14 protein-coding genes are annotated in these 15,433 nt (G+C 36.8%); all 14 read left to right on the top strand.

Going from position 1 to position 15,433, the window contains the following annotated elements; translation table 11 throughout:
- Nucleotides 1-166 precede the first annotated feature (166 nt).
- Nucleotides 167-1,582, top strand: a complete 1,416-nt coding sequence (gene mnmE / locus FHP04_RS11705) for a tRNA uridine-5-carboxymethylaminomethyl(34) synthesis GTPase MnmE (protein ID WP_139856318.1) — start codon at nt 167-169, stop codon at nt 1,580-1,582.
- Nucleotides 1,583-1,824: 242 nt separating this feature from the next.
- Nucleotides 1,825-2,175, top strand: a complete 351-nt coding sequence (locus tag FHP04_RS11700) for a helix-turn-helix domain-containing protein (RefSeq protein ID WP_139856317.1) — start codon at nt 1,825-1,827, stop codon at nt 2,173-2,175.
- Nucleotides 2,175-3,269 carry a site-specific integrase gene (locus tag FHP04_RS11695; protein ID WP_139856316.1) on the top strand — a complete coding sequence of 365 codons (1,095 nt, stop codon included), beginning with the start codon at nt 2,175-2,177 and terminating at the stop codon, nt 3,267-3,269. Before FHP04_RS11700 ends, FHP04_RS11695 begins: the two co-directional genes overlap by 1 nt.
- Complete coding sequence (locus FHP04_RS11690; RefSeq protein ID WP_139856315.1) at nt 3,266-4,282, top strand: hypothetical protein; 1,017 nt, start codon at nt 3,266-3,268, stop codon at nt 4,280-4,282. The genes FHP04_RS11695 and FHP04_RS11690 overlap by 4 nt, the downstream gene beginning before the upstream one ends.
- Before the next feature lie 231 nt (nt 4,283-4,513).
- A complete protein-coding gene (locus tag FHP04_RS11685; RefSeq protein ID WP_073217714.1) occupies nt 4,514-4,813 on the top strand; it encodes a helix-turn-helix domain-containing protein in 300 nt (99 codons plus the stop codon).
- Complete coding sequence (locus FHP04_RS11680; protein ID WP_073217662.1) at nt 4,810-5,106, top strand: helix-turn-helix domain-containing protein; 297 nt, start codon at nt 4,810-4,812, stop codon at nt 5,104-5,106. Before FHP04_RS11685 ends, FHP04_RS11680 begins: the two co-directional genes overlap by 4 nt.
- Nucleotides 5,093-6,013, top strand: a complete 921-nt coding sequence (locus FHP04_RS11675) for a BT4734/BF3469 family protein (protein WP_139856314.1) — start codon at nt 5,093-5,095, stop codon at nt 6,011-6,013. Before FHP04_RS11680 ends, FHP04_RS11675 begins: the two co-directional genes overlap by 14 nt.
- 3 nt (nt 6,014-6,016) lie before the next feature.
- Nucleotides 6,017-7,834 carry a DUF3987 domain-containing protein gene (locus FHP04_RS11670; RefSeq protein WP_139856313.1) on the top strand — a complete coding sequence of 606 codons (1,818 nt, stop codon included), beginning with the start codon at nt 6,017-6,019 and terminating at the stop codon, nt 7,832-7,834.
- A gap of 423 nt (nt 7,835-8,257) precedes the next feature.
- Nucleotides 8,258-8,542 carry a helix-turn-helix domain-containing protein gene (locus FHP04_RS11665; protein ID WP_139856312.1) on the top strand — a complete coding sequence of 95 codons (285 nt, stop codon included), beginning with the start codon at nt 8,258-8,260 and terminating at the stop codon, nt 8,540-8,542.
- A gap of 13 nt (nt 8,543-8,555) precedes the next feature.
- Nucleotides 8,556-8,915 carry a four helix bundle protein gene (locus tag FHP04_RS11660; RefSeq protein WP_139856311.1) on the top strand — a complete coding sequence of 120 codons (360 nt, stop codon included), beginning with the start codon at nt 8,556-8,558 and terminating at the stop codon, nt 8,913-8,915.
- 48 nt (nt 8,916-8,963) lie between these two features.
- Nucleotides 8,964-10,913 (top strand): site-specific DNA-methyltransferase, encoded by a 1,950-nt coding sequence (locus FHP04_RS11655; RefSeq protein WP_139856310.1) that lies wholly within the window; start codon nt 8,964-8,966, stop codon nt 10,911-10,913.
- Nucleotides 10,914-13,199, top strand: coding sequence for a DEAD/DEAH box helicase (locus tag FHP04_RS11650; protein WP_139856309.1), 2,286 nt, complete (start codon nt 10,914-10,916; stop codon nt 13,197-13,199).
- 11 nt (nt 13,200-13,210) lie between these two features.
- A complete protein-coding gene (locus FHP04_RS11645) occupies nt 13,211-13,429 on the top strand; it encodes a DNA modification system-associated small protein (protein WP_139856308.1) in 219 nt (72 codons plus the stop codon).
- Nucleotides 13,430-13,431: 2 nt separating this feature from the next.
- The gene (locus tag FHP04_RS11640) at nt 13,432-15,432 is read left to right on the top strand and encodes an AAA family ATPase (RefSeq protein WP_139856307.1); all 2,001 of its coding nucleotides are present in this window, start codon (nt 13,432-13,434) and stop codon (nt 15,430-15,432) included.
- Nucleotide 15,433 lies beyond the last annotated feature (1 nt).

Raw genomic sequence — 15,433 nt, 5'->3', positions numbered from 1 at the left:
AAAATAAAAAATGTCTACCAATTTGGTGGGCATTTTTTGTTTATCTACTTTTTTACTTACAATCATTTGATAAGCATACGGAAAATTGAATTCGGATAATATATAAGCTTAATTCAACACCACTTAAGATTGAAGTTTTATCAAACTATATCTTACCTTTGCCTCAATGACACACACAGATACTATTGTTGCTATGGCAACTCCTGCTGGTGCGGGAGCAATTGCCGTTTTAAGGCTTTCAGGACCTGAGGCTATTACTATAGCTTCTTCTATTTTTACTTCAGTTTCGGGTAAGTCCCTAGCAGAACAGAAAACGCATACCGTACACTTAGGGCATATTAAGGATGGTGAAAAAATTATAGACGAAGTTCTAGTTTCAATTTTTAAAAACCCAAATAGTTATACAGGAGAAGATGTGATTGAAGTTTCTTGTCACGGTAGTAATTACATCCAACAAGAAATTGTTCAACTATGTCTTCGTAAAGGATGCCGAATGGCTCAGGCTGGTGAGTTTACCTTAAGAGCATTTCTCCACGGAAAAATGGATTTAAGTCAAGCCGAAGCCGTTGCCGACCTTATTGCGAGTGATAGTGCTGCTAGTCATCAATTAGCAATTCAGCAAATGCGTGGCGGTTTCTCTTCTGAAATTAAACGACTTCGAGAAGAGCTTCTAAATTTTGCGTCCTTAATTGAATTAGAATTAGATTTTGCTGAAGAAGATGTAGAGTTTGCAAATCGTGAGGACTTCCAAAAGCTAATTTCTAAAATTACTCACGTTCTTAAACGACTTATAGATTCGTTTGCCACAGGAAATGTACTTAAAAATGGTATTCCTGTTGCGATTGTTGGGGAGCCTAATGTTGGGAAATCAACTTTATTGAATGCATTACTAAACGAAGAAAGAGCCATCGTTAGCGACATTGCAGGTACCACCCGTGATACTATAGAAGATGAAATTGTAATTGGAGGTATAGGTTTTCGATTTATTGATACTGCAGGAATACGTGAAACTACTGATACAATTGAAGGGTTAGGAATTCAAAAAACCTTTCAGAAAATTGAACAAGCGCAGGTAGTTATCTATTTATTCGATTCAGAAAAGTTTAATTCTGAAGTTTCGGGACAAAAATCAAAATTCAAAGTTGAAATAGAAACCATCAAAAACAAATACCCTCAGAAAAACTTAATAATTGTAGCCAATAAAGCCGATAAACTTTCTGAAGAGGAAAGACAAAAACTAAAGGTTACTCTGAGCGAAATTGACAACACTTCCGCTTTATTACTTTCAGCAAAATCAAATCTTGGGGTTGAAGAACTTCAAAACAAACTATTAGATTTTGTAAACACTGGCGCCCTACGCAATAACGAAACGATTGTTACAAACAGCCGTCATTACGATTCGATGCTAAAAGCTTTAGAGGAAATAATTAAAGTACAACAAGGTATCGACAACAACCTGAGTGGAGATTTATTAGCTATTGATATACGTCAGGCCTTGTATTACTTTGGTGAGATCACCGGGGAAATTTCCAACGACGAGCTCCTAGGTAATATTTTTGCTAATTTTTGTATCGGAAAGTAATTACATATCACTTGATACGCTAATCCCTTCTCTTTCTTGACTTTAAAAGGTTTTATCTTCCTTTTCTTGTTGCTAATTTGCTCTTTATTTCTTATCTTTAGTTGCTAATTTGTTGCTATCAGCAACAAATCTGTTGTTAGCAACAGATTTATTAGTGCGTGGTGAAATAATGTTACATACAGATACAATCTGATATTTTCAGATATATCCAGTTACAGATACAAGCCCGAAAAGGTTAAACAATGAGCAGCAACATCGAAATACTCAAAATTTGTCAAGATTGCGGAAATTCTTTTACCGCGCGAACTACGGTAACCAAATTCTGTAGTCACAAGTGCGCTTCCAGAAATTACAAGAAACGCAAGCGTGATGAAAAAATTCAGCAAGTGGCCCCGGTTAGTGTTCACCGAATGGAATACAATCAAGAGCAACTAAAGCATAAGGATTTCTTAAGTATCGATGAAACCTGCAAATTATTAGGTACAAGCCGAATGACGATATATCGTCAGATTAAGAGCGGAAATATAAAAGCCGGCAAAATTGGGAGACGTACCATTATCAAGAGAGCCGAAATCGATAAACTTTTTCAATAATGAAGGTAACACTAAGAAAACGCAATCAAGGTGGTAAAACCAGTTTATACTTGGATTATTACCACAAAGGGAAACGCAAAACGGAATACCTTAAGCTCTATCTTGACCCCACGGCCAAAACCAAAGAGCAGAAAGAAGTCAATAAAAAAACTTTGCAGTTAGCCGAAACAATTAGAGCCCAACGACAAATCGAAATTCAAAACGGTGTTTATGGCTTCCGCGATAATGAAAAATTAAAGGGAAGCTTCACAAATTATATTGAAACACTTACTGAAAAAAGAAAAGACAGTACCGGCAATTACGGCAATTGGGACAGTATGTTAAAGCATTTAAAAGCTTATATTCCTTGGGATATTACCTTTGCCGAAGTAAACAGAGAGTTTGTCCAGGGCTTCAAAGAGTATTTGGATAAGGAAGTGAAAACGAAAAGCAACCAAAACCTTTCCCAAAATTCCAAATACTCCTATTTTAATAAGTTTAAAGCGGCATTAAAGCAAGCCGTAAAAGATGGCATCATCCCTACCAATCCGGCAGAAGGGATTGAAGGTTTTAAACAAGGCGAACCTCAGCGCGAATTTTTAACGCTACAAGAACTTCAAGCCGTTGTTAAAGAAGAATGTGAAATTCCGCAGATGAAGACAGCATTCATATTTTCTTGTCTGACTGGATTGCGCTGGTCCGACATAAACAAGCTACTTTGGTCAGAAGTTCAACACTCTAATGAAATGGGGTATTACATTCGCTTTCGCCAGAAGAAAACCCAAGGTGCAGAAACACTTCCTATCTCAGAGCAAGCCTTCGGCTTACTTGGTGAGCGTCAAGATAAGGATGAAAGAGTTTTCAAAGGATTGAAATATTCCGCCTGGCATAATCTAAAGTTACAGCAGTGGGTAATGAAAGCCGGTATCTCCAAAACCATTACTTTTCATTGCGCCCGACATACCTATGCAACTTTACAATTAACCGCCGGCACTGATATTTATACAGTTTCAAAACTTCTTGGCCATAGAGAGCTCAAAACCACTCAGATTTATGCTAAGGTTATTGATGAAAAGAAAAAGGAAGCGGCTAACAAAATTCAACTTGACTTATGAGTGTTCGTATAAAAGTGTTCGATGAAATTCTAAACCACGGTTTGCGTCCTTGGCTTAATCATAACAGTGTAGATGAAATATTTTATTCCAAATTCCATAGCTTAAAGGAATACTCGTCAAGACATCCTCTACAATTTGAAATTAAATTTGAACGGCCATTTGACAATAAGACCAAGTATTACAATCTCTTAATCCGCAATTCCATCAAATCCCATTTTGATGCCATTTATGAGGCTATGGATGAAGATAGAAACGAGAACCTCATTCATTATTACCTAAACGATATTTTAAACAAGCGTTTGAAAACTCTTTTAAAAGACATTGGAAAACTTTTAAAAGAAAAGGATTTTACACTTTCCTACATTGACCCAAAAAACACATCCTATCAATTAGACCAGGAACATAAGGCGAATACTTTTATAATGCAATTACTCAAAATCGCACTTATGCAGCTGTATTTGGAAGTACAGGAAAAGTTTAAAGAATGGGTGAACGATGAGTTTATTGTAGAAGATTTTTATACCCAACTTCTAAAAGAACCCATTCCTGACAAACTACCTATTCGCAAAATCCAAATTCTGGAAATTGAAACGGAACCAATCAAAAAAACGAAAATCAAAAAAGCTGATAGCCCTATTCAGTTCCATTCGTTCACTTATAAACAACTGCCGACAAATCCCGATAATATTAATGATTTGTGGGATAGTCTTAAACTAAACGGTTTCATAAGTGCCGACACACCTCTACATATCTTTAAAAAGATTTTCTCTGGTACTGAAATAAATACCCCTGTTAAATGGACTGGTAACCCGAGCGAATTGTCATACTTCATTAAAAGCATTCACAACGATTTGAAATTGGTAGAAGATTTGAAACAAAAGCAATGGCAGGTTACCTGCATTTGCTTTGTGGATGAAAATGGAGAACCATTTGACCGCTCGAAATTCAGGACATTAAAAAGACCAACTCTCACTGGTGATAAAATCGACAAAGCCATAAACCTACTCAAATAGCTTACTCTACACTTTACACCCCCTATTCTTTTTCAGTTTTTATTTAGCCCTTGTTTTCATCAAACAAGGGTTTTTGCCTTTGTTTGACCACTCTGCACTCTGCACTCTACACTGCACCTACCTCCTGCCCCCCATTAGAGCCTAATAGTCACCCTACTTTAGCCCTGTATTCGGAAATCGAATATGACTTTTGGCCAAGAGTCTTTTACTAATTCTTTAATCCAAAATAAAATGGAAGAGATATTAAAAAGGCTTGAAATTATAGAAAAGCACGTATTAGACCAGAACATCATTCTGAAGAATGTACTCAACTTCAATGAAGCTTGTAAGTACTTAGAACTATCACAATCCCACTTGTACAAACTTACAAGTGCCGGCACTATTCCACATTACAAACCTAATGGTAAGAAGCTGTATTTCAACCGTGCCGAATTGGAAGAGTGGCTATTGCGTAACCGCAATACCACCCAAGAAGAAATCGACAAGGAAGCAGCTAACTATCTAATTAAGAAAGGGAGGGTGAAGCTATGATAGAAATAATTGATTTGCTCCAGGCACTCTCCCAAGAGCTAAAGGACATTAAAGACCGTATCGATATAATAAGGGCAACGAGAGCAGAACGCCTAAAAGATACGTGGATTGATAACCAAGACGTAATGCAAACGCTCCATATTAGTCAACGCACCTTGCAGACGCTTCGTTCAAATGGAACCATACCATACAGTAAAATTCGCGGTAAATTTTATTACAAGGTATCGGACATAGAAAAGCTGTTACAGGCAAATTATTATAACCCAAATTTCAAATGCGATGGAAATAAGTAAAGAAGCAATTCTAAACAAAACGCATTATGGGTTAAAAGTGTATGCCTACATCCTACGGCAGTATTATCCTGAATCAGTCCTTTCCCTAAAGGGAAGGGACTGCGGGATAACCCGCAACCCATTTAATGGCGGAAAGGACACATTACAGATAAACATTGTTGATAATGTTGCCCGACACTATGACACAGAACTAACCGATTTTAAAGGAGATATTTTTGAGTTTGCAACCTATCATTTTAAAACCTTGAAAGAAGAGGATCTATTGCTAAAACTAAATGAAGAGTTGCATCTGCGTATTGGTCAAAAGAACAGTTTTTACAATCAAGAAGAACTCCAACCTGCGGTTGATTTTCCCGAAATCGCAACACAGGCTTCGCCCGTGTTCAGCTATTTTCAAAAACCTGTTACCAATATAATCCCAAATCGGCAAGCCTCTTTGGTTGAGGTGTTCCACCTCATCAAAGGAGATGATTTTGCTTCGTGTACAAGTACACTTCGCAAAATTCAAGACGTGAAAAAAGCCCGAAAGTATAAGGCGTTTCATTTCGATTATGTAACCTTTTCTGGTTTGTTTTCAAAACGGAACGATAAGAACCTAAAAAAACATTCGGGACTTTTAACTATTGACTTTGACCACCTCAAAGATATTTCCAGTTTAAAGGAAGCTTTGCTCAAAGATGAATACTTTGAAACTGAACTTCTTTTTACATCACCTTCCGGTGATGGTTTAAAATGGATAATCCCTATTGATTTGACCACAGTCAAACATCAAGATTATTTTATGGCAGTCGCCAATTATATCACACATCAATACAAATTAAAGGTGGACGGTTCCGGTAAGGATATATCCAGAGCCTGTTTTTTACCTCACGACCCCAATGTATTTATTAATCCAAAATATTTATAAATTATGGAAAAAAAGACGTTTAATCCGTTGGAATGGATAGAAAAACCAAACCAACAACAGCAACATACAGAACAAAACCACCAATCAGTTACAGATAACAATTCAGAAGTTGAAAAAGTCATTCAGAATATAGAAGCTAATCATATTGATATAGCTCCCAATTACAATGATTGGATTAACATAGGCTTTGCCTTTGCTGATGAATTTGGTGAGTCTGGAAGAAGCCTATTCCATAGAGTAAGCCAATATTATTCAGGCTACAATACAAAGGAATGCAACAAGCAATTTGACAATTGCTTAAAATCTAAAGGTCAAGGTGTTTCACTGAAAACCTTTTTCTTTCTTGCCAAGCAAGCAGGTGTTTCTATCGTAACACAATCCAAGGACCAGTATAAAGCTAATAATAACAATTACAAATCATCAAGGGCTATACCGGTACAAGAAAACCAGGAAGAAGAACCCATTAAGGAAATTATGCCTACATTCCCCAAATCCCTATATCCTGAACTTCCCGAGTTCCTGCAAAAAATAATTGCAGTCGCCACCTCCGATGAAGAAAAGGATATTCTACTTCTTGGGTCTTTGACCGCAATCAGTGCTTGCCTTCCCAAAGTCTATGGCATTTACGACGGTAAAAAAGTATTCGCTAATCTCTTTCTTTTCATTACCGCCCAGGCATCCGCAGGAAAAGGGCGATTGGTGCATTGTCGCCAATTGGTTAACCCAATCCACAAAGAATTAAGAGAAGAAGCCAAATTGCATAAACAACATTACGAACTCGATTTAGCGGAATACAACGCCAAAAAAGGAAAAGAAGAAGGTGTAGAGAAGCCGGCAAGACCTCCTGAAAAAATGCTCTTTATTCCTGCAAACAATAGTTCTACGGGAGCCTATCAGCTTTTAGGCGACAGCGATGGCAAAGGATTGATTTTTGAAACCGAGGGCGATACCTTGGCACACGCTTTTAAAAGCGATTACGGAAATTACAGCGATGGTTTCAGAAAAGCCTTTCATCACGAGACCATTTCCTATTACCGCAGAACTGATCGCGAATTTGTGGACATTGAAAATCCGTGTCTTTCTACGGTGCTCTCGGGAACACCAAAACAAGTTTCGGCATTGATACCCAATGCTGAAAACGGCTTGTTCAGCCGTTTCATTTTTTACTATATGAATATAAATCCTGTTTGGAAAAATGTATTCGCGAGCACCACAGACAACGGTCTCGATGATTACTTTGAAGACCTCGGAAACCAGTTCTACGAACTCTACAAATTGCTCAAGAACAATGGCGAATTTCAATTTCAACTCACCGTTGACCAACAAGAACAATTCAACAAGTTCTTTGCCCATATCCAAACCAAATACATCAACCTGCAAGGCTTGGACTATATGGCAACCATCCGCAGGTTGGGGCTTATTGGGTATCGTTTCTGTATGTTGTTTTCTGCATTGCGTATTTTAGAGACAGGCGACATTTCCAATAAGCTCGTCTGCGAGCAAAGAGATTTTAATACTACATTAGAAATGATTAAAGTGTTAATAATACATTCCAGTAAAGTGTTTAGCGAATTGCCCGAAGAGGAACAGAAACCCACCCGCAAAAACAGAAAGGAAAAGTTTCTCCACAATCTACCAAAACACTTCAACCGGCAGAAATATTTAGAAGTTGCCAAAGCATTGAAAATTCCTGCAAAAACAGCTGAAGGTTATATTACAAGCTTTATAAAGGCAAACCTTATTCATCGCGAACAGCAGGACAACTATTTAAATCTCATTAATGAGGAAAATGAGGAAGTTCAGGAAATCAAGGAAAAATAAGCCATTGAGGCTTTTCTTCCAAAGATTCGACCACACCCCAAAAAATAAAATCGAGTGGTCAACCTAAGGAAACATAAGTAAAAGGATTTTCTCGAAGAGAATATTTTATCCGTCAGGGTATAACCTGACAATACGTTAAAGTTTATCAGGCTATAACCTGATGAAATATTTCTCTTTGACAAGGCAGAAAGTTTTTTTTGAAGGTAGTGAAATACACAAATCATAATAAACTATCAACCTCACCGGGATTTGACAGTTTCCTAATCCTTGGTTTCCTTAAAACCCTCACCTTCCTTAACGCTCACAAATACCGAAAATAAAATTTAATTTTTTTTTCCTACAATACGGTATTCCGCAATTTTTATTTAAAAAATAATTCTATATTGTACAAAATCTGACAAGTCAGTATATAAAAAGACAACAATGATTGGTAAAAGAATCAGAGAACTAAGAGAAGCCGACCAAATGCTACTTCGCGAGCTGGCCGCCGCAATGCAAATGGATACCGCTATGCTCAGTAAAATGGAGCGCAGCGAACGCCCGTTTAAAAAGGAAGACATTATCCAACTGGCCAGAATTTTTAAACAACCACAGAAGGAATTAATTACCCTTTGGTTGGCAGATCGAATTTTAAAAACTATTGCCGACGAAGAAGACACTATTGAAAGTTTAGAACTGGCGTTGAAAATAATGAAAAACGAAAAGTGAAAAATGAAGAATTATGACTAAGTCTATTTTAAAAGATAAAAGTTATCAATTTGCTATTGCAATAGTCAAATTGGCGCAAAATTTACAAGGCGTCAATAGAGAGTTTGCTTTAAGTAAACAAATACTAAGAAGTAGTACTGCCATTGGCGCCATTATTAGAGAAGGAGAATTTGCACAAAGTAAACCAGACTTTATCAATAAAATGAGCCAAGCTCTAAAAGAAGCCAACGAAACCGATTATTGGTTAGACCTATTAAAAGACACTAATTATCTTACAAAAGAACAACATATTAACCTTAGCCAGCAATGTAAAGAACTAATAACAATGCTTGTAGCAACTGTAAAAACAGCAAAAAATAACCTTAAAAAATGATAAGTGACACTTTTCACTATTCACTTTTAACTTTTCACTTAATTTAGAATGAACAAAAAAGACATACTCAACAAAATTAAATCCCTCGACGGTCTTAACCCAGACGAACGCGCTTACCTCGTAAACCTGGTAAACACCAAAAAGAAATACGGTCTGGTATGGGAAGACAAGCCCGAAGACGTAGAGGAAGAACTACGCACAAAACTCCCTGTGCTTAAAGAAGTAAAAGATCGCGCGATTATCAACGACACCGATACCCAAAAGCACCCTAACCATATTTTAATTGAGGGCGACAACCTGCACGCCCTCACCGCACTGACCTTTACCCACGAAAATAAAATTGACCTTATTTATATTGATCCGCCTTATAATACGGGAAAGGAAAATGAATTTAGATATAATGACAAATGGGTTTTAAAAGAAGATCCTTTTAAACATTCTATGTGGTTGAACTTTATGTCTAAAAGATTAAAAATTGCCAAAAGGTTATTAGCTGAAGACGGTGTTTTTGTATGTCATATAGATGAAAATGAATTTGATGCTTTAAATTTATTATTAGAAACAGAGGTTTTCTCTAATAATGATTTTTTGGGCGTGATAATTTGGAATAAATTAAATCCGAAAGGAGAAGTTGCAGGAGTCGCAACTATGCACGAATATGTATTGGTTTATGCGAAAAATAAAGAGAATTTTAAACTTTTAGATAATATCCTGACAAGGCCAAAACCTAATGCGTTAACGATATTGAACAAAGCCAAATCTTTGTTTAATAAGATTGGGAAAACACAAATTCCAGATTCCATAAAAGAAGTAATTAAACCATTTAATTATTCGAAGGAATTACTTAAAGATTTTGAAGTAGAATATGACTTAGAATTGGTTAATTCAGAATTTCAATCTTGGTTGTCAAAGCAAGATTTTTCAGGTGGAGAAAGGGCTTATAAATTTATAGATCAAAAAGGAAATGTTTACAGAGGTGTGTCTATGGCTGCTCCAGATAAACCCGAAACACGCTCTCATAGACCTCTAATACATCCCATTACCAATAAACCGTGTCCAGTTCCATCCAAAGGTTGGAGAAATCCAGATGTAACGATGGATAAATTGTTGGAAGAAGGTTTAATAATTTTTGGAGACGATGAAAATAGACAGCCAGAAAAAAAATATTTACTTAAAGAAAATTTATCTGAAGTAACACCATCTATTTATAATAATGGCTCTTCAGATGAAGTGTTGATGAAAGACTTAAAATTAGATTTTCCATATCCTAAAGTCACTTCAGCCGCGCAATATTTAATTAAAAATATTCATCCTAATCCAAAGATTATTTTAGATTTCTTTGCTGGTTCAGGTACATCTTTACACGCAACTATGGAACTCAATGCTATAGATAATGGTAATAGAAAGTGTATTTTGGTTACTAACAATGAAAACAATATAGCAGAAGAAGTAACTTATGAAAGGAGTAAAAAGGTTATAAATGGATATACAACTACTAAAAATAAAACAGTAAAAGGCTTAAACAACAACAATCTCCGCTACTACCAAACCACTTTTGTGGACAGAGAACCTTCCTTAAGCAACAAACGCCAGCTAACCCAACTCGCCACCGAACTGTTGTGTATTAAAGAAGATTGTTACCAAGAAGTAACCAGCCAACTCAACCAAGAAGCCTGGAACAAATGCTTTACTAACGGCCAAGGCCAATACGTTTATGTGGTCTATGATGATTTCTATATTGATGATGCAGTTGCAGCCTTGACCGCCTTTGTAGAAAAGGAAAGTCCAGAAAGCCGTATTAAGGTGTATGTTTTTGCCAATGGCCAATATGCCTACCACGAGGAGTTTGAAGACTTGGCAGATAATATTACCCTGGCCGCTTTGCCCGATGCCATTTATAAGGCCTATCAAAATATATTACCCAAAGAAAACAAAGAATTTGTCCCAGAATTAGAGGAGGACATAGTAAATGTTGAACCTAAACTGGACTTAAACTAAATGATTACCTTACGTAAATACCAAGAAGAGGCCGTAGAACGCCTATTAAAAGATACTTATAGCCTCCTTAAAAAACCGGGAGCCCAACACAAAATGGTACTCAAAGCGCCCACAGGTGCGGGTAAAACCGTAACAATGGCGGCCTTTTTAAACCAACTTTGCAATGAAATTCCCGACCGTTTGGACGTGCCTAAACGTCAAGTGGCCTTTATTTGGTTTGCACCAAACCAATTGCATTTGCAGTCGTACCTTTCTTTAAAGGATTATTTTGAGGAATTGCGCACCATAAAACCCATCCAGTTTGAGGATATCACCGATGGCAAATTGCAACCCAATGAAATGCTGTTCGTCAACTGGCAGTCGGTTAACAAGGAAAATAATCTTTATATCAAAGAAAACGAGCAAGGCAAAGACCTGCTAAAGTTTGTGTACAATGCAATGCTCAACGATATAGAAATTATCTGTATTCTGGATGAAGCGCATTACCACGTGCAGGGAAAAAAAGCGCAAGCTTTACTACAAAAAATACACGCCAAAATAGAGATAGACGTTTCGGCAACGCCCTTGTTTAAAAGTGATTATGGTTACACGATTAGGCGCGATGAAGTCATAGAAGCCGAGATGATTAAAAAGAATGTCATCCTTAATGCGGCTTTAGATCAAAGTACACAACAAGGCCGTTCCTTAAATCACGTCTTATTGGACGAAGCCTTAAAAAAGCGAAATGAGCTTGCCAAAGCCTATCAGGATAAGGGTATCAACATTAATCCGCTATTATTGATACAATTACCTAATGAAACTAAAAAAGAATCTGCACTCGACAATCAAATTATCGAGGAAGTGCAAACCTATTTAATGTCCAAAGACATTACGGTTCAGAACAACCGTTTGGCCGTTTGGTTAAGTAATGAAAAATCAAATTTAGTAGGCATTGAGGAACCTGGTTGTATGACCGATGTCTTACTTTTTAAACAGGCCATTGCCCTAGGTTGGGATTGTCCAAGAGCAGCGGTTTTATTGATTTTTAGAGAAATCAAACAAGAGCATTTTGGTATCCAAACCGTTGGGAGAATCCTGCGTATGCCAGAGCAAAAGCACTATCCAAACCCATTACTTAACAACGGCTATGTCTATACCAATTTAAGTAAAGATATGATTTTTATCCAACCCGAAGAAATTGATTATATCGTACAAAACAAGGCTACTCGTATTGACGAGTATCAAGAAATAGCTTTAGATTCTTCCTTTATCAATACACGTTTAACGCGTAACCGTTTAAGCTCAAACTTTAGAAAGTGTTTGTATGAAGCAGCCGAAGAGTATTTTGGTTTAACTCGTGATGCTACAGAAACAGGAGGCTTAACCATAGAGGAATACAACAAAAATCAATTAGCTTCAAAGTTTATTGAGTTGGATGTGGATAAAATTGAAATCCCTATTCCAAAAGATGTAGAAATTGCCATTGAAGTTGGAGCAACACGTGTAGACGACAAAGAGAAATTTGCAAAAACTGCCAATGAACTCAATGTGTTATTCCGTCAGTTTTGCCGTGATCACGTGGGAGGTTATGCAAAAGCAGATTCTACACCAGTTTTAGAATTGGGATTAAAAATGTTGTTTGAAGATTATATGGTAATGGACGAATTCAGAGCCATTAAAATCATTCTGTTTGAAAACCACAAGCCCAAGTTTATCGAGTTAATAGATCAGGCTTTGGTAAAGCACGAAGCCTTATTACAACAAAAGGCAGCTCAAATGTCCAAACGTGTAGAGCATACAAAGTGGGAGGTGCCTAAAGAACGCTTGTTTAATGAATATTACCAGCAAAGAAATGTGGAAGACCACGCTTTAGAGCCCTTTTATGAATACAAAAATGCCAGCAGGCCAGAAAAGGAGTTTGTAAGCTTTTTAGAAAATCATAAAGATCACCTGGACTGGTGGTACAAAAATGGAGACAAAAACAAGGGGGACTTTGCAGTAACCTACGAAGATGTTAATGGCATAACTCGGGGGTTTTATGTCGATTTTGTTATCAAACTAAAAAACGGTCCTATTGCCTTGTTTGACACCAAGACGTTAGATTCGGACCCTAATTTCGTAAGGAAGCACAATGCCCTTTTCAACTATATTCAAGAAAAAAGTACAACTGAAAAGCCACTATTAGGTGGTGTGATTGTGCCAAGAAGCAAATCGGATTATACTGTTTGGAAATACGCCGATAACCTTATTGATAAAGCCAATGACCATACAGGATGGACAGCATTTGATCCGTCATTAATAGATTAAAGCAATATGTTATGAGTAACAAAGGACTGGATTCACTATTTGTACACTATGGCATTCGTAAAGACGATATGGCTACCATAGAGCAAATTTGTGAAAAATATGAAATAGACCCTGAGTGGGTAAAGGAATATTTATTAAAAGCCTACCACGAAAAGAAGATCAAAAACGAGGACTTGGACGAAAAATCCTTAAAAAGATTGTTAGAAAGAGCCCTTCAAAAAATGAAATAACAATGCTGATAAAAAGGATAAGAGCCAAAAACTTTAAGACGTATTTGGAGTTAGATTTAAATCTCGAGACTGACCCAGACAAACCCATTGTATTGATTGGTGGTGCCAATGGTGGTGGTAAAACTACATTTTTTGATGCTATTTATGGCGCCCTATACGGTCTAAACATATCTAACGAAAAACACTTTAACGAATTGCTCAATGCAGGAGCCTTGGGTAAAGTAGCTGAAACCATTGAATTGGAATTGTTTTTTTCTGGACGGGTTTTAAATCAAGAACAATCTTATGTGTTGACGCGTACTTATATGCTCAATACGGCCAAGAGACCAGTAGAAAGTGTGAAGTTGAATATGAACGGTTCCATTTTTCAGTATGGCACAGCAACCCCGGCAGCACAACGAGCAGAGCAAGAAGCTCAGGTCAATAAAATAATCAAAGGGAATCTACCGGAAGAGCTCAGCCGTTACTTTTTATTTGATGCAATGGAAGCCGGCAACTTATTAAAGGAAGACAGGCTGAATCGTGTGATACGTGAAAATATAGAAAATGTAATGGGTTTTAACCGTTACTTGTCCTTTGGAAAAACAGCCGAAGCCTTAACGCAAGATTATACAGCCCAAATGCTTGATTTGGAAAATGAGAAAAAGGAATACCTTGAACTGGTAGAGCAAAAACGAAAAGAAGATCAAAACCATCAAGATTTAAAAGATCGACGTAAAGAAGCTTTAGATTTTTCAGTATCGAATAAAGAGCTGTACGATACTTTAAAGGCAGGAATGAATGAGGAATCTACGCTCAACAATAAAGTAAAGCAGTTAGAAGAAGAAATAAACAACCTCGAAATTGAAGAAAAGCAATACAAAAGTGATGTCAACGAATTTATTAAAAATTTTGAGCTGCATATAAGCCTTCCCAAACTGGTAGAGGTTTTACAAAACGACATTGCATTAATTTTAAATGAAAGAGAATCTTCAAATGCCGATGCTTTGTCTCACCTTAATAAAGAAGCGATAGAGAACGTTTTAGGAAAGGCAATTAATGTGTTGACCAAAAAGGGAATTGATCTCGCAAATATTTCCATTAGCCAACTTGCCGAAACCGTATTAAAAGCTTTAGATGAAAACTCTCAGGACTTAGAGTACGATTACTTTCAGACTTCAGAGGTGGAAGCGTTAAAGAAATTAGTCAACGGCAATTATCAAAATCCGTATCCATCGATCACCCATCGAAAAAAGATTTTAGAAAAGGATATTGCCAATGCCCATAAGACCAAAAAGCAAATAGAAGATTTAAAATCTCAAATATCGGGAAAAGATTATTCTTTGATTAAGGCCTATGAAGAGAATGAGGGTGCTATAAAAAACTTAAAAACCCAAATTGAAGATAAGGATAAAGAAATTACAAAAATTTCAGGGAAAATACAGCAGTTTGATATTCCAACAACGGAGGAACCTGACCCTAAATTCGAAACTCTTAAAAAACTACAACCCTTATTTGATGAAATTGCCAATACCTTATTGAAAAACAAAAAAGATAAGATTGAATCTACAATGAAGCGGGATCTAAACTTAAACTTGGCGGCCTATCAAGATGTCATTGACCGTGTAGAACTATCGGAAGATTTAAAGAATTTAAACTTTAGTATTTATCACAAAGCGGGTAACGAAATCTATTTAAGTCAATTAAACACCGCATCTACCCAAGTTGTAGTGCAAGTGCTTCTCAAAGCCCTACACGAATTTGGGGATTACGATCCACCTGTTATGATTGACACGGTTATGGGCGTATTGGATGAAACCAGTAGAACCACCTTGTTGGAAAATTATTTCCCAGAACTGTCCCATCAAACCATTCTGTTAAGTTCAGATAGTGAAGTGCGACCTGCTACCGATTTACAAAAGATAGAACCTTTCATTTCTAAAAGCTACACACTTATTAGAGACAAAGAAGCACAAAAAACAGACGTAGAAGAAGGATATTTTGGTCGCACCATAAATAATTAAA

The sequence above is a fragment of the Aequorivita sinensis genome, assembly GCF_006346335.1.
Taxonomy (GTDB): domain Bacteria; phylum Bacteroidota; class Bacteroidia; order Flavobacteriales; family Flavobacteriaceae; genus Aequorivita; species Aequorivita sinensis.
Note: the sequence above shows the minus strand (reverse complement) of the source record. Positions and strands in the feature narration are given on the sequence as shown.